This is a genomic window from Hydrogenophaga atypica (assembly GCF_042665215.1).
Classification (GTDB): domain Bacteria; phylum Pseudomonadota; class Gammaproteobacteria; order Burkholderiales; family Burkholderiaceae_C; genus Hydrogenophaga; species Hydrogenophaga defluvii_A.
Genome location: NZ_JBHTCA010000003.1, coordinates 415278 through 430485 on the forward strand (window position 1 = coordinate 415278; position 15208 = coordinate 430485).

Consider the following 15208-nt stretch of genomic DNA (forward strand, 5'->3'; position numbering starts at 1 on the left):
CTGCCCCACGCCATGCTTCCCGATCTCTTGTCCCTTCAGCTGTTTCAGCGCGCGGTTGAACTGCGCAGCCTGTCGCGGGCGGCCGAGCTGTGCCACCTCTCGCTGTCGGCGGCCAGCCGGCGCATTGCCGCGTTGGAACACCACTTCCAGACCCCCTTGCTGCAGCGCGCCCACAGCGGTGTGCTGCCCACACCGGCCGGTGAGGCCTTGGCCCGTCATGCACAAACGCTGATGCGCGATGTGGACCTGATGCACGGCGATTTGTCCGATTACGCCCGGGGCACGGTGGGCCGCGTGCGGCTGTACGCGAACACCTCGGCCCTGAGCCAGGACCTGCCGGAGCGGCTGGCGCAGTGGACCAGGCTGCACCCCGACATCAAGGTGGATGTGCAGGAGGTGCGCAGCGGGCGCATTGTGGACGCGGTGCGCGAGGGGGCGGCCGATCTGGGCCTGGTGACGTCAGCGCCTGTGCCCGATCTGCGCTTTGAGCCCTACGGCCACGACCGCCTGTGTGTGGTGGTGCCTCAGCGTCATGCCATCAAAGCACGCGCGGTGCGGTTTGAACACCTGTTGGCGCACGAGTTTGTGGGGCTGGACAACTCGGCGGCCCTGACGCAGACCATGAAGCACGCGGCCGAGGCTGCCGGCCAGTTCCTGCGCTTGCGCATACAGGTCCAGTCCTTTGAGGGCGTGTGCCGGCTGGTGGCCGCCGGTCAGGGCATCGCGGTGATGCCGGAGGGCGCGGTGGCCGCCTTCCGTCACACCATGAAGCTGCGCTTCATTCGCCTGACCGACGATTGGGCCGACCGGCCCATGCACGTGTGCGTGAAACACGGCGTGATTCAGGCGCCCGCGCGGCGCCTGTTGCACTTTCTGACCGGCGTGGCCGACGCCTGATCAGCCTTGGGTGGGTGAGGCGCTGGACACGGCCGCCGCAACCGCCTGGCCCACCTCCACGGTGGAGGCGATGCCGCCCATGTCCCGCGTGCGCGGGCCGGTGGCGATCACGTCTTCGATGCAGCGCACGATGTGTGCAGCAGCGGCTTCGTGCGCGGCGTTGCCTTGGCCCAGGTGCTGCAGCATCAGCGCGGCCGACCAAATCTGGCCGATGGGGTTGGCGATGCCCTGACCTGCGATGTCGGGCGCGGAGCCGTGCACGGGTTCGAACAGCGAAGGGTGGCGCCGTGTGGGGTTGAGGTTGGCCGAGGGCGCGATGCCGATGGTGCCGGTGCAGGCCGGGCCCAGGTCGGACAGGATGTCGCCGAACAGGTTGGAGGCGACCACCACGTCGAACCAATCGGGGTGCTGCACAAAGTGGGCGCACAGGATGTCGATGTGGAACTTCTTCACGCTCACGTCCGGGTAGCGTTTGGCCATTTCGGCCAGCCGCTCGTCCCAGTAGGGCATGGTGATGGAAATGCCGTTGCTCTTGGTGGCGGCGGTGAGCGACTTGCGCGGGCGGCTGCGCGCCAGCTCGAACGCGTATTGCAGGATGCGGTCCACACCCCGGCGGGTGAAGATGGATTCCTGGATGGCCATCTCGTTGTCGCTGCCTTCGAACATGCGCCCGCCCACCGACGAGTACTCGCCTTCGGTGTTTTCGCGCACCACCAGGAAGTCGATGTCGCCGGGCTGGCGGTGTGCCAGGGGCGCGGGCACACCACGCATGAGGCGCACCGGGCGCAGGTTGACGAACTGGTCGAACGCGCGGCGGATCTTGATGATGGAGCCCCACACGGCCTCGTGGTCGGGCACGATGTCGGGCGTGCCCACGGCGCCGAAGAAGATCGCGTCGTGGCCACCGATCTGGGCCTGCCAGTTGTCCGGCATCATGGTGCCGTGCTTCAGGTAGTGCGGCGTGCACCAGTCGTTGAAGTGGTCAAACTGGAAGGCGATGCCGAACTTCTTGCCGGCGGCTTCCAACACGCGCAGGCCTTCGGGCATGACTTCGGGGCCGATGCCGTCGCCAGGGATGACGGCGATGCGATGGGTGGACATGGAGACTCCTGAAACATCGTGAGGGGAGCTGCCCGGCACGCCTACGGCGCGGGCATGCGTAGAACCGGGAGACACCGCCGGGCCGGCTCTGCCGGACGGCTGGTGTCGCCCCTTGAGGGGGATGCGGCCACGCGCAGCGGGCAAGCGACGGGGTGGGTTTAACGTCCTGCGAGCAAGGCCACGAGCTCGGGCACCAGCTTGCGCGGGCCACCTTGTTGCACGGCGTGGTCGTAGGTGCCGGCCACGGCGTCGGCGATGGCGTGTTGGGCTGAGGCGTCGCTGGCCATGTTGACGTAGTAGCCCAGGTCCTTGAGCGCGTTGCTCATGAAGAACTGCAAGCCGCTGGGATCTTCGTTCAGCAGGTAGGGCTTGAGGCGCTCCAGCGCGATGCCGGCGCCGCCGCCGGTGGACAGCACGTCCACCAGCACCGGCATCTCGATGCCGCCGCGCTGGGCGCAGGCCGCCGCTTCGGCCAGCAGGGCCACCGAGCCCAGCGACACGAAGTTGTGCAGCAGCTTCATGCGGTGGCCGGAGCCGAGGGCGCCGGTCAGCACGATGTTTTCGGCAAAACAACGCAGCACCGGCATCACGGCCTCGGTGTCGGCGGCGTCGCCCCCCACCAGCAGGTTGAGCTTGCCTTCGTGGGCGTGTTGCACCGAGCGTGTCATGGGCGCGTCCACAAAACGCGCGCCGCGCGCTTGCACCAGGGCGGCCATGCGTTCGGTGGCGGTGGGGATGGCGGTGGAGCAGTCCACCACGATGGCACCGGGGCGCAGGCCTTCGAGCACGCCGCCTTCGCCGGTGAGCACGGCCTCCACTTCGGGTGAGCCGGTCACGCACAGGATGACCACGTCGCTGGCCTGGGCCACGGCGCGGGCGGTGGTCTGGGTGGTGGCGCCACCGGCCAGCAGTTCGGTGAGGGGCTGGTTGCCCGGGTGTTCGAGGGCGGTCAGCGCAAAGCCGTGTTTGAGCACGTTGCGGGCAATGCCATGCCCCATCATGCCCACGCCAATGATGCCTACTGCTGCTTTCATGTGTCTCCGTTCGACTGTCAACTGATCAGGTGCCAGCTTGACACTGTACGGAGCCCAGCGCGGTCTGACCAGTGCGCGTTCGCGAACCGGGGCTTGCAAAAAATGCAAGCCCTGGCGTGATGGGGGTCAGACCAGGCCAGTGACCGGGATGGACGCGCCGTGGATGGCGCGTGCGGCGTCTGAGCCCAGGAAGGCGATCACGTCGGCCAGGGCGGCGGGGGCCACCCACTGGGCGGGGTCGGCGTCGGGCATGGCGGCGCGGTTGTCGGCGGTGTCGATGATGGAGGGCAACACGCAGTTGACGTTGATGCCCTGGCCTTTGAGTTCGGCTGACATCGATTCGGTCAGCCGCTGCAGCGCGGCCTTGCTGGCCGCGTAGGCGCCCATGTGCGCGCCTCCGCGTTGCGCGCCAAAGGCGCCCACGGTGACGACGCGCCCACGCCCGGCCGCCAGCATGGCGGGCACCACCGCTTCGCTGATGTGCAGGAAAGCGCGCACGTTGAGGTCGAGCATGCGCTCCAGCGTGGCGCTGGGGGTGGCATGCACCGGCTCGCCCATGCCAAAGCCACCGGCCAGGTGGCACAACACGTCGATCTGTCCCATTTCACCCAGGGCGCTTTGCACGGCTTGCTGGGTGCTGCCGCTGTCCAGCAGGTCGGCACTGAGGCAAAGCTGTTGGGCGGTGTCAGCGCCAAAGGCCTGGCGCAGCGCATCGGCGTTGCGGTCCAGCAGCACGCGTCGCGCGCCTTGAGCCGCAAACGTGGCGGCCACGGCGCGGCCCAGGTGGCCGGCGGCGCCGGTGATGAGAACGGTGGGAGTGGCCATTTCAAGAGCCCTTTCGTTTGCCGGCGTGGTAGGCGCCGCTGCCCCGGCTGAAGACCTGCTCGGTCGGCAGCACGTCGCCCGGCTGCAGCGCCGGCGCGGCCTGGGTGCGCTCGTACAGCGGCGCGAAGTCGATGCGGGTGAATTCCAGCAATTCGTCCAGGTCGCGGATGACGAAGTAGCTCTCCTGGAAATCGTCGATGCGGTAGTGGGTGCGCATCACCCGCTCCAGGTCGAAGCGGATGCGGTTGGGGCTAGGGCTCTCCAGGCAGAACTGCGACTCGGTGAACGAGGACGCAATACCGGCGCCGTACAGGCGCAGGCCGTTGCCCTGTTGCAGCAGACCGAATTCGATGGTGTACCAGTAGACCCGCGCAAGTTGTGTGAGGTGGCCCAGCTGCTGCGCGCGCAGGCCGCCCTGGCCGTAGGCCTGAATGAAGTCGGCAATGGCTGGGTTCATGAGCATGGGCACATGGCCGAACACGTCGTGGAACACGTCGGGTTCTTCCAGGTAGTCCAGCTCGTGGGGCTTGCGGATGAAGTTGCCCGAGGGGAAGCGCCGGTTCGCCAGGTGGTCAAAAAACACCTCGTCGGGCACCAGGCCGGGCACGGCCACCACCTGCCAGCCAGTGCGTTGTTGCAGCACTTCGTTGAGTTGCTCGAAGTTGGGGATTTCGTCGGCGCGCATGGGCAGGTCGCGCATGCCGGCGACGAATTCGTCGCAAGCGCGGCCGGGCAGCAGTTGGCTTTGGCGCTCGAACAGGGTTTTCCAGGTCGCGTGGTCGGCGGCGGTGTAACGCTCCCAGCCTTGGGGGATGGTCCAGTCGGTGCTGGCTGGGCGGCCGGCGTCACCGGCGGCCAGACCGTGTTTCTGGGTGGGTGTTTCGGTGCTTGCCTCGGCTTGCATGGTGGGCTCCTCGGTCAGGCGGCGCGGCGGGCAAAGGCCTGGTCGGCCACGCGCGCCCAGTCGATGTCGCGTGGCGACAGGCCACCGGCGTCGTGGGTGGTCAGCGTCACGTCCACGCGGTTGTAGACGTTGAACCACTCGGGGTGGTGGTTCATGCGCTCGGAGACGGTGGCCATTTCGGCCATGAAGCCAAAGGCCTGGGCGAAGTCGTCGAAGCGGAAGGTGCGTGTGATCTTGCCGGTCGCGAGATCGGCCTGCCAGGCGGGCAGGGTGGCCAACAGGGCGCTGGCTTCGGTGGGGGCGAGTGGGCTCACGGTGTGTCTCCTGAGATGGTGCAATGGTGTGCAGTTTGCGCCGATTGAGGGACAATTTGTTTGCGTTCTTGTACAAGATGACGGCTACATACAAAGGTTTCTCTCATGAAAGAAGAAAAAATCGACGATTCCTTGCAGGGCCATACGCTGGACCGGGTGGACCGCCGCATCCTGGCCACGTTGCAGGCCAACGGCCGCATCAGCAACCAGGAGCTGGCGTCCACTGTGCACCTCTCGCCTGCGCAGTGCAACCGGCGCCACCGCCGGCTGGAGCGACTGGGCTTCGTCAAACGCTACGAGGCGCGGCTGGACGCCGACCGCCTGGGGCTGGGCGTGACGGCCTTTGTCCACATCACCATGGAGCGCGGGCAGTTCAAGGAGGTGCTCAAGTTCCAGCGCACCATCGAGCGGATGCCCGAGATACTGGAGTGCCACGCGGTGACGGGCGATTTCGACTACGTGTGCAAGGTGGTGGCCAGCGACCTCAAAAGCCTGTCCAACTTTTTGCTGGGCACGCTGGCGCAGCTGCCCGGCGTGAACGGCGTGCGTTCCAGCATTTGTTTGAACGAACTCAAATGCACCAGCGCCTTGCCGCTGGAGTGAGCGTGATTGCGCCGAACCGTCAGGGTTTGGCCAAGTGCCAGACTGAGCGCACGCCGTCACCTTTGCGGTCGCCCGGCTGCTTGTCGTCCACCCACTGGTACAGCGCCATCGATTTGTGGGTCCATTGCCGCTGGCCGTCTTCGCGGGTGATGAAGCCCTGGTCGCCGCTGGCCTGGGCGTTGGGTGCGGCCAGGTAGGGCGTCCACAACATCAGGCAGGGGCCATAACACACGGTTTTGCCGGGCGTGGTTTTGTCGTTGTCGTTGACGTAGAGGCTCATGCCGGCGGGTGTGGTCAACACGCTGTCTTTGACCACCGGCTGCGCTACCGCAGCGGGGGCGCACCACAGGGCAGACATGAGCGAAAGGCCGGTCAGCAAGGTGGGCAGCGTTTTCATGGAAGTCTCCGGGGAAGGGGACTTCATCTTGTGCCTGTTGTGCTGGCCCGGTTTTGACCCAGGTCAAGCGCGTGCCAGCGCCTCCAGCACGCCCGCATCGAAGTGGGTTTCGATGAAATCGGCCAGGCCATCGAACACGCTGTCGAGCGTGGGCACGCTGGCGCCGAACAGGGCGCGCAGCACGTTGGCGTCTTCGAACAGGCCGTGTTGGTAGATGCCCAGCACGTTGCCTGCCCCGTTTTGCCAGGCCAGGCCGGGCAGCACGGTGTGGGCCAGGTCGCCGGCGGCGGCCATGGCGGGGTGTTGCACCGTTTGGCCGTGGTGGATTTCGTAGCCGCTCACGGTCACGCCCGTCAGCGCGTGCCAGGCGCCACGCACCTCGCCCAGGGTGGTGTGGCTGGGTCGCACGGTTTTCACTTCCTCGAACTGCGTGACCAGAGGCAGCAGGCCCAGGCCGGGCGCATTGCCATCGATGCCGTGTGGGTCGAGCAAGGCCTCGCCCAGCATCTGCAGGCCGCCGCAGATGCCGAGGACGCGCCCGCCGGCAGCGGCGTGGGTTGCCACAGCGCGGTCCAAGCCCTGGGCGCGCAGCCAGACCAGGTCGCCGCTGGTGTGTTTGGAGCCGGGCAGCACGACCCAGTCGGCGCCCGCGCAATCGGCCGGTGTGCGTGCCCAGCGCAGGCGCACGCCGGGCACGTTTTTGAGCGGCTGGAACTCGTCCAGGTTGCTGATGCGGGGGTAGGCGATGACCGCGATGGTGGTGTGCACCTCGCCGCTGGCGCGGGTGCGGTCATCGAACACGCCGTCCTCTTCGGGCAATCCGTGGTGCCACCACATGGGCAGGGTGGCCACGGTGGGCACGCCGGTGAGGTCTTGCAGCATCTGCGGCGCGGGCGCCAACAATGCCGCATCGCCACGAAAGCGGTTGAGCACAAACCCCTGCATGAGTGCGCGTTCTTCGGGTGGCAGCAAGGCCCAGGTGCCGTACAGGTGCGCAAAGGCGCCGCCCCGGTCGATGTCGGTCACGAGCAGACAGCGCGCCTGTGCGTGGCGTGCCACGCGCATGTTGACGATGTCGCTGGCGTGCAGGTTGATTTCGGCGGGCGAGCCGGCACCCTCGATCACCACCACGTCGTTTTCTGCGCGCAACGCGTCGAGCGCGGCGGTGATGTGGGACCACACCCGTTCGCTGCGGCCGCGCCAGGGCATGTCGCTGAGTTCGCGGCTGACCTCGCCCATCAGCACCACCTGGCTGCGGGTGTCGGCCTCGGGCTTGAGCAGCAGCGGGTTCATGCGCACCTCGGGCGCGGCGCGGGCGGCCAGGGCCTGGAAGTACTGGGCGCTGCCGATTTCGCCAAAGCCGCCGCTGGGGCTGGGCACCACACGCGCGTTGTTGCTCATGTTCTGCGCCTTGAAGGGCGCGACGCGCAAGCCCTGGCGGGCGTAGTGGCGGCACAGGGCGGTGGTGAGCCAGCTTTTGCCGGCACCGCTGGTGGTGCCCAGCACCATCACGCAGCGGGCCAAAGGAGAAGTGTTCATGGTGTGGGCAGGGCCACCCAGTGGGCGCCCAGTGGGTGGATGGTGATGCGGTGGTCGAACACCGCTTCCAGGGTTTGATGGGCTTGTGGTTGGGCGCACGGGCCGGTGTAGGCGACCTGACCCTGGCGCATGACCACCAGGTCATCGGCCATGAGCGCGAGGGAAATTTCGTGCAGCACGCTGACCACGGTTTTGCCTTCGACCACCAGGGCGCGCACCAGGGCAATCCAGTCGGCCTGGTGGGGTGGATCGAGGTTGGCCAGCGGCTCGTCCATCAGCATCACCGGCGCTTGCACCGCCAGCAGGCGCGCCAGCAACACCCGCTGACGTTCGCCGCCCGAGAGTGCGCCCAGCGGGCGGGCCCGCCACTCCCAGGCCTGGGTCTGGCGCAAGGCAGCTTCCGCGGCGGCGTGGTCGGTGGTGCTGGGCGGCGCCAGCCAGGCCTGGTGCGGCAGCCGGCCGAGCAGGGCGACGTCGTAGACGGTGAGGTCGTCGGCGCTGGCTTCACCGGCGCCGCTCTGTGCCAGCCAGGCCAAGGCACGGGCGCGTTGGCGCGGGCTCAGCGCGCACAGCGGCTGCCCATGCAGTAGCACGCTGCCCTGGTGCGGTATGAGTTGCGCCAGCGCGCGCAGCAAGGTGGACTTGCCGGCGCCGTTGGGGCCAACGATGGCGGTCCAGGCGCCGGCGCGCAGTGTGAGGTTGAGGCCAGACAGCACCTCTCGGCGCGTGGTGCCGCTGCCGAGCGAGACGCTCAGTTGGCTGGCCTGGAGGGCGGGGGCGCTGTTCATGTGGTCAACCCACCCGCCGGTGCATCAGCCACAACAGGTAGCCGCCGCCCAAGACGGCGGTGAGCACGCCCACCGGCAGCTCTTGTGGGGCCAGCAGCCCGCGCGCCAAGGTGTCGGCCAACATCAGCAGCACACCGCCCATGAGGCTGGCCAGCAGCAGCAACCAGGCATGGGTGGTTTTGATAACGCCGCGCACCAGGTGCGGCGCGGCCAGGCCCACAAAGGCGATCAGGCCGGTTTGGGCCACGGCGGTGCCGGTGGCCAGCGCCAGCACCGCCAGAAGCGCGGCGCGCAACGGTGCCAGGGGCAGGCCCAGGCTCACAGCGGTGGACTCGCCCAGGGCCAGCCCATCCAGCGCACGCGCCAGCGCCCACGCCAGCAGCAGGCACGAGCATCCGATGCCGGCCATCAGCGCATTGCCGGCCCAGCCGACGGTGGCGGTGGTGCCCAGCATGAAGGCCTGCATGGCGGCCAGGGTTTCGGGCGCGGTCAGCGTGACCAGCGAAGTCAGCGCGCCCAGCACCACCCCCACCACCACCCCCGCCAGCAGCAGGCGCAGGGTGTGTTGCACGCCGCGCGCCAGCGCCAGGGTCAGCAACACGGCCAGCACCGCGCCCACAAAAGCGGCGCCGGTGAGCCCTAGGCGGAGCCACCAGCTGCCGGCTGCCGCCGATGTGGCCCAGGTGGCGAGCGCCAGCGCCACGCCCAACGAGGCGCCCGAGGCGCTGCCGAGCAAAAAGGGATCGGCCAGCGGGTTGCGGAACAGGCCTTGCGCCACCGCGCCGGCCAGGCCCAGCAGCGCACCTGCGCAGAAAGCGGCCACGGTGCGTGGGGCGCGGATGTCCCAGACGATTTGTGCAGCGATCGGGTCGTCCCATAACGTCCACACCGCCTGCAACCCGGTGCTGCCCACACCCAGGCCCACCAGCGCCAACACGCCGCCACACCACACCAAGGTGGCCACCAGCCAGGCCGGGTGGCGTGTGCGGGCGTGCGTCAAGGCGCTTTCTCCGTCAGACAACGGGCCATGATCCGGGCGCCTTCGGCCAGGCGTGGGCCGGCGCGCATCAGCACGTCGGTTTCGGCTGCGTTGAAGACGCAGCGGCGCTGTTCGCGTACCGCGCGCAGGGCCGACCAGCCGGGGCGTTGGGCCATTTCGGCGGCGTTGTGCAAGCCCACCATGATGATGTCCGGATCGGCGCGGACCACAAATTCCGGGTTGAGCCGAGGGAAGGGCCCGAGCTTTGGCGGCACGATGTTGTTGACCCCGAGCCGGGTGAGGGTTTCGCCGATGAAGGACGGAGGGCCGGCCGCGTAGGGTCCGCTGTCCGCCTCGTAATAGACCCGTGCGCGTCGGGTTCGCGGCGGCAGGGTCTGGGCCACGGTCGCCACGTCGGCATCGATCTGGCGCCAAACGGCACGGCCCGCTTGCGGGTGTTGGCCCAGCAGGGTGGCCACCTGTTCCAGCACCCTCAACACATCGGCGTGGGTGCGGGGCTCGAGCGCAAGCACATTCAGGCCCAGCCCCTCCAGTTGTGGGATCACGCGGGCCGACTGCGCCAGCAACACCACATCGGGGCGCAGCGCCAGCACGGCTTCCACGCTGGGGTCCAGGCCCCCGCCCAGGCGCGGCAAGTGAGCGATCTCGGCAGGCCAGTTGGTGTAGCGGTCGACACCCACCAGGCGCTGGCACTGGCCGAGCGCACACACGGTTTCCGCCAGCGAAGGCAGCAGGGTGACGATGCGTTGGGGTGGCGCAACGAAGCGCACGGTGACACCTCGGTCGTCGGTGATGTGCAGGCCCGCCGCGCTGGCGCTGGCACACATCCACAGCAACGCGGCCCAAGGCAACCACCGGCGCAAACAGCCGCTCAGCAGGGGGTGCCACACGAGGCAGAGGAAGGGGGTTGGCATGAAGGGCGGGACAGGTGCCACAGGGCGGCCCATTGTAGTGACCGGGTGTGGGGGCAGCCGGTGGTCAGCGGGCGCGGGCGGGTGGCGGAGGGTGGGGTTAACCAGATGAATCAGGGGTGAATAAGTGGTAGCCCTCAGCCGAGGTTTGGTCTACACTGAATCGTCAAATTTTGCGAAAACAACAAAACACCCTTCAAGTCAGACCAAATTTTTGTTCTTGATTTGCAATGGTGGGCGGAGGTGAGGCGTGCTTGTGCCCTTTCGAGGGCCGGCATGGGGATTTCAACGTTGACGACAGCCTGCCCCAACCGTCAACACGATGCAGCCACGCGCCACAGCGATCCGGGGTTTGAGACTTCCGGTCCAGAGCGCTGCTGTCAAAGGGAGCGTATGAAAACCACAAGTCTGAAGCGGGCTGGCCAAGCGGCCGCCATGGTGCTGGTCGCCGTGTTGGTGTTGGCCGCCTGGGTGCTGCACCGGTTCGAGAAAGCCGGCGATGCGGTCAGCGAGGCGCAGCAGTCGCGTTACGCGTCCTACCTGCTGGCCGATGAGTTGCGGCAAGGCTCCGACGATTTGACCCGCCTGGCCCGCACCTACGTGATGACCGGCGACCCCCAGTGGGAAGCGCAGTACGTGGAGATACTGGACATCCGCGCGGGCAAAAAACCCCGGCCCGCCCACCCCGAACGCATTTACTGGGACTTCCGCGCCGCCAACGTCGATCCAGGGCGAGGCACACAAGAGGCTGCCTCCTTGTTGGATTTGATGAAAGCCGCAGGCTTCACCGAAGCCGAGTTGGCCAAACTGCAGGAGGCTGCTGCCAATTCCGACGGGTTGGTCCGCACCGAAACCATTGCCATGAACCTGGTCAAGGGCTTGGCCGCCGATGCCAGTGGGGCGTTCACCGTGCAGGTGGCCCCAGACCTTCACCGGGCGCAGGAGATGATGCACGACGGCATGTACCACGCCAACAAGGCCAAGATCATGAAGCCGCTGGACGAGTTCTTTGTGGCGCTGGACGAGCGCACCCAGCAGGCGGTGGCCAACGCCATGGCCGACCGCGACCGCTGGTTTTTCATCCTCGAGTTGCTGGCGGTGGTGTTGGCGGCCCTGCTGGTGGCAGGGGCCTGGTGGGCCTACCAGCGCCTGGCCCATTCGCTGCAGGCGGCCGTGCGCGCCAGCGATGCCATGGCGGCGGGCGATCTGGCCACCACCATCCACCCCCAAGGCCCGACCGAGGTGGCGGTGCTGTTGCGGTCCTTGGCCAACACCCAGGCGCACCTGGCCGAGATCGTCGGTGGTGTGCGATTGGGGGCCGAGAACGTGGCCGCCGCCAGCCAACAGATCGCGTCGGGCAACAACGATTTGTCGGCCCGCACCGAACGCCAGGCCAGCGCCTTGCAGCAAACCGCATCGGCCATGGACGAGCTGGGCACCACGGTGCAGCACAACGCCGACAACGCGCAGCAGGCGAATGCGCTGGCCCGGGGGGCCAGCGACATTGCTACCCAAGGCGGTGAGGTGATGGGGCAGGTGGTGGACACCATGAAGGGCATCACCGACAGCTCACGGCAGATCGCCGACATCATTGGTGTCATCGATGGCATCGCGTTCCAGACCAACATCCTCGCCCTCAATGCGGCGGTGGAAGCGGCGCGTGCGGGCGAACAGGGGCGCGGGTTTGCGGTGGTGGCGGGCGAGGTGCGCAGCCTGGCCCAACGCAGCGCCGAAGCGTCCAAACAAATCCGTGAACTGATCACCGCCAGCGTGCAGCGGGTGGAACGCGGCACCGCGCTGGTGGACCAGGCCGGCGCGACCATGAACGAGGTGGTGCAGTCGATCCGGCGCGTCACCGACATCGTCGGTGAGATCAGCAGCGCCAGTGGCGAACAAAACAACGGCGTGAGCCAGATCGGCCAGGCGGTGGCCCAGATGGACACCACCACTCAAGAAAACGCCGCGCTGGTGGAGGAAAGTGCGGCCGCTGCCGAAAGCCTGAGCCAGCAGGCGCGGCAACTGGTGGAGGCGGTGGCGGTGTTCAAGGTGGCGCATGGCGAACGCACGCACGCACCCGCGCCCGTGGTGACCTCGGCGGCACCCAGTGCCACGCGCCGTTCGCCCAGCGTGTCCTCACCGGCGGGCCGTGTGGCCATGCCTGCGCCCAAGCGGGCCACCCAGCCAGCGGCGGTGGGCTTGACGCGGCCGGCGCCGACACAAGCGCCGGTCAAAGCGCCCACCAAAGCGTCGGCCCCGGCGCTGGCCGGAGGTGGCGACGGCGACTGGGAAACCTTCTGAGCACACACGCATAATGCACGGCGGTGGGGCGGTGCGTGCCGCCCAGGTTTTCTTTCAGACACACACTGCCATGAGCTCCAACATCGCCGCCCCTGCTACACCGCTCGCGCCCCGCGACAAGGCCGACATCCTCGCCCAGGCCTTGCCCTACATCCGCAAGTACCACGGCAAGACCATGGTCATCAAATACGGCGGCAACGCCATGACCGACCCGGCTCTGCAGGCGGCCTTTGCCGAAGATGTGGTGATGCTCAAACTGGTGGGCATCAACCCGGTGGTGGTGCACGGCGGTGGCCCGCAGATCGAAGGTTTGCTGCAGCGCCTAGGCAAGAAGGGCGAGTTCATCCAGGGCATGCGCGTGACCGACCCCGAAACCATGGAGGTGGTGGAGTGGGTGCTGGCCGGCGAGGTGCAGCAGGACATCGTGGGCCTGATCAACCGCGCCGGTGGCAAGGCCGTGGGCCTGACCGGGCGCGACGGCGGCATGATCCGCGCGCGCAAGCTGCGCATGCTCGACCAGAAAGACCCCAGCGTGGAACACGACGTGGGCCAGGTGGGCGACATCGTGGCCATCGATCCCAGTGTGGTCAAGGCCCTGCAGGACGATGCCTTCATCCCGGTCGTCAGCCCCATCGGTTTCGGCGAGAACAACGAGAGTTACAACATCAATGCCGACGTGGTGGCCGCCAAGCTGGCGACCACGCTGCAGGCCGAGAAACTGCTCATGCTCACCAACATCCCCGGCGTGCTCGACAAGGAGGGCAAGCTGCTCACCGAGCTGACCATGCGCCGCATCGATGAGCTGTGCCAGGACGGTACCATCAGCGGCGGCATGATCCCCAAAATCGCCGGTGCACTGGATGCCGCCAAGAGCGGCGTGAATGCAGTGCACATCATCGACGGCCGTGTGCCACACGCGCTGCTGCTTGAAATCCTGGGCGACCAGCCGTTTGGCACCATGATCCGCTCGCACTGAAGGCGCGTGGCGATGCACAGCGACGATCTCGAGACCGACGACACACCGGCTGACGGGCAGGGCGGGTCCATCGGGCGCAAGCGTCCCAAGCCCGGCGAACGCCGGGTGCAGATCCTGCAGACCCTGGCGGCCATGCTGGAGCAGCCCGGCGCAGAACGTGTAACCACCGCCGCGCTGGCTGCCCGCCTGCAGGTCAGCGAGGCGGCGCTGTACCGCCACTTCGCCAGCAAGGCGCAGATGTTTGAAGGCCTGATCGAGTTCATCGAAAGCAGCGTCTTCGGACTGGTGCAGCAGATCACGCAGCGTGAAAGCAACCCAAGCCAATGCGCCGCACGGTTGGTGACCATGCTGTTGCAGTTCGGCGAAAAAAACCCGGGCATGGTGCGGGTGATGGTGGGCGACGCGCTGGTGTTCGAACACGAACGCCTGCAACAGCGCATGAACCTGTTCTTCGACAAGTTCGACGCCGCGCTGCGCCAAGCCTTGCGTGAGGCGGTGCCGACTTCGGACACTCCCACCACCGACACCAACGTGCTCGCCGGCGTGCTCACCGCCTTTGCGGTGGGCCGCTTGCAGCGTTTCGCGCGCAGCGGGTTCCGGCGGGTGCCGACCGAGCAGTTGGATGCGGCGTTGGTGTTGTTGCTGGCCGACGCTTAAGTACCTGCCGCCCCCATCACCGCGTCGATCAGTCGCCGCACCTCGGGCAGGAACAAGGCTTCGGCCTTGTTCGCTACCGTGACCAGCCCGAACCGGGCCTTCGCCTTGAGTGGCGGGATAACGGGCAGTTCCACCAGGTGGGGCGCACACGCTCGGATGGCGAGCAGGACGGTGTCGGTCTGTTCGGTCACCTGGATCATGTGTGAAATTTCGTCGCTGCTGAACTTGACCAGCACGTCCGGGTGCGCGCGCTCGCCATAGCGTTCGACCAGGATGCGGGCGAGCTCGTCACTCAGTGGCGTGGAAGCCACCGGATAGCTCGCCACGTTCTTGAAGCTCACTTTGGGCAGATCTGCCAGTGGATGACCCCGGCGGCACATGAAGGTGCCATCCATCTCAACGATGTGTGACACCTTGAGGTCGGGGGCGGGGCGCAGCGAACGGATGTCAACCACCAGGGCGTCGAGCTGTCGGTCCCTGAGCATCTGCGCCAGGCTGCTGGTGTTGGCCCGCACGATATCGACATGGAACTTGGGAAAGTGTTTAGCAAAATGCGCCATCAGCGGGGCGCTGAGCATGGCGCCTGGCCCCGAGCTCAGGCCCAGACGGATGCGTCCGCTGTCGTCGGCGCTGAGCCGCCGGCCACTGTGTTTGAGTTGTTCCGCCTCTTCCACCAGTGCCTGGCTGCGCACCAGCACCTCCTGCCCGAAGGCGGTCAGCTCAATGCGTTTGCCGATGCGGTCAAACAGCAGCTGACCGAGCTCGTCTTCCAGCGACTTGATGCTGCGGCTCAACGCGGGCTGCGTCATGCACAACACATCGGAGGCCTTCACAAAAGAGCCCACCCTGGCCAAGGCAATCAGGTGGCGAAGTTGCACCAGTGTCATCTTGAATCCATGCGTTTGAGATCATGAAAAAGCAATTAAAAATGCATTGGACCACATCAATGTCGATCCCTAAGATG

Annotated in this window: 16 protein-coding genes; 5 read left to right on the forward strand and 11 right to left on the reverse strand. The window is 67.1% G+C overall.

The features are described 5' to 3' along the window. Nucleotides 1-12 precede the first annotated feature (12 nt). Nucleotides 13-897, forward strand: coding sequence for a LysR family transcriptional regulator (locus ACFQPB_RS06505; protein ID WP_382220860.1), 885 nt, complete (start codon nt 13-15; stop codon nt 895-897). On the opposite strand, the gene ACFQPB_RS06510 is transcribed toward ACFQPB_RS06505, so the two are convergent. The 5 genes from ACFQPB_RS06510 to ACFQPB_RS06530 all read right to left on the reverse strand — a co-directional run bounded on the left by ACFQPB_RS06510 (nt 898) and on the right by ACFQPB_RS06530 (nt 5075). After that, nucleotides 898-1998, reverse strand: a complete 1101-nt coding sequence (locus tag ACFQPB_RS06510; protein ID WP_382220863.1) for a tartrate dehydrogenase — start codon at nt 1996-1998, stop codon at nt 898-900. It abuts the gene before it with no gap. Between the two features lie 158 nt (nt 1999-2156). Further along, the gene (locus ACFQPB_RS06515) at nt 2157-3032 is read right to left on the reverse strand and encodes an NAD(P)-dependent oxidoreductase (protein ID WP_382220866.1); all 876 of its coding nucleotides are present in this window, start codon (nt 3030-3032) and stop codon (nt 2157-2159) included. 126 nt (nt 3033-3158) lie between these two features. Continuing rightward, on the reverse strand, nt 3159-3857 hold the full coding sequence (locus tag ACFQPB_RS06520; protein ID WP_382220869.1) for an SDR family NAD(P)-dependent oxidoreductase: 699 nt from the start codon (nt 3855-3857) through the stop codon (nt 3159-3161). Between the two features lies 1 nt (nt 3858). Beyond that, on the reverse strand, nt 3859-4761 hold the full coding sequence (gene phhA, locus ACFQPB_RS06525; protein WP_382220872.1) for a phenylalanine 4-monooxygenase: 903 nt from the start codon (nt 4759-4761) through the stop codon (nt 3859-3861). A gap of 14 nt (nt 4762-4775) precedes the next feature. Further along, nucleotides 4776-5075, reverse strand: coding sequence for a 4a-hydroxytetrahydrobiopterin dehydratase (locus ACFQPB_RS06530; protein ID WP_382220875.1), 300 nt, complete (start codon nt 5073-5075; stop codon nt 4776-4778). A gap of 132 nt (nt 5076-5207) precedes the next feature. Between ACFQPB_RS06530 and ACFQPB_RS06535 the strand changes: the two genes are divergently transcribed. Next, nucleotides 5208-5678 (forward strand): Lrp/AsnC family transcriptional regulator, encoded by a 471-nt coding sequence (locus ACFQPB_RS06535; RefSeq protein ID WP_382220975.1) that lies wholly within the window; start codon nt 5208-5210, stop codon nt 5676-5678. Between the two features lie 19 nt (nt 5679-5697). On the opposite strand, the gene ACFQPB_RS06540 is transcribed toward ACFQPB_RS06535, so the two are convergent. From ACFQPB_RS06540 to ACFQPB_RS06560, 5 genes are all read right to left on the reverse strand, one after another. Continuing rightward, complete coding sequence (locus ACFQPB_RS06540) at nt 5698-6075, reverse strand: COG4315 family predicted lipoprotein (RefSeq protein ID WP_382220878.1); 378 nt, start codon at nt 6073-6075, stop codon at nt 5698-5700. A 63-nt stretch (nt 6076-6138) separates the two neighbouring features. Further along, nucleotides 6139-7614, reverse strand: coding sequence for a cobyric acid synthase (locus tag ACFQPB_RS06545; protein WP_382220881.1), 1476 nt, complete (start codon nt 7612-7614; stop codon nt 6139-6141). Continuing rightward, nucleotides 7611-8402: an ABC transporter ATP-binding protein gene (locus ACFQPB_RS06550; RefSeq protein ID WP_382220884.1), complete on the reverse strand. Its 792-nt coding sequence runs from the start codon at nt 8400-8402 to the stop codon at nt 7611-7613. Before ACFQPB_RS06550 ends, ACFQPB_RS06545 begins: the two co-directional genes overlap by 4 nt. 4 nt (nt 8403-8406) lie before the next feature. Beyond that, nucleotides 8407-9402, reverse strand: a complete 996-nt coding sequence (locus tag ACFQPB_RS06555) for a FecCD family ABC transporter permease (protein WP_382220887.1) — start codon at nt 9400-9402, stop codon at nt 8407-8409. Then, a complete protein-coding gene (locus ACFQPB_RS06560; RefSeq protein WP_382220978.1) occupies nt 9399-10229 on the reverse strand; it encodes an ABC transporter substrate-binding protein in 831 nt (276 codons plus the stop codon). Before ACFQPB_RS06560 ends, ACFQPB_RS06555 begins: the two co-directional genes overlap by 4 nt. A 477-nt stretch (nt 10230-10706) precedes the next feature. Here ACFQPB_RS06560 and ACFQPB_RS06565 point away from each other — a divergent pair, with 477 nt between their 5' ends. The 3 genes from ACFQPB_RS06565 to slmA all read left to right on the forward strand — a co-directional run bounded on the left by ACFQPB_RS06565 (nt 10707) and on the right by slmA (nt 14244). Further along, complete coding sequence (locus ACFQPB_RS06565) at nt 10707-12611, forward strand: methyl-accepting chemotaxis protein (protein ID WP_382220890.1); 1905 nt, start codon at nt 10707-10709, stop codon at nt 12609-12611. 70 nt (nt 12612-12681) lie between these two features. Further along, on the forward strand, nt 12682-13587 hold the full coding sequence (gene argB / locus ACFQPB_RS06570) for an acetylglutamate kinase (protein WP_382198766.1): 906 nt from the start codon (nt 12682-12684) through the stop codon (nt 13585-13587). Nucleotides 13588-13599: 12 nt separating this feature from the next. After that, a complete protein-coding gene (gene slmA, locus ACFQPB_RS06575) occupies nt 13600-14244 on the forward strand; it encodes a nucleoid occlusion factor SlmA (protein WP_382220893.1) in 645 nt (214 codons plus the stop codon). Here the strand turns inward: slmA and ACFQPB_RS06580 are convergent. Beyond that, complete coding sequence (locus ACFQPB_RS06580; protein ID WP_382220895.1) at nt 14241-15131, reverse strand: LysR family transcriptional regulator; 891 nt, start codon at nt 15129-15131, stop codon at nt 14241-14243. The genes slmA and ACFQPB_RS06580 overlap by 4 nt on opposite strands. Between the last annotated feature and the right edge of the window lie 77 nt (nt 15132-15208).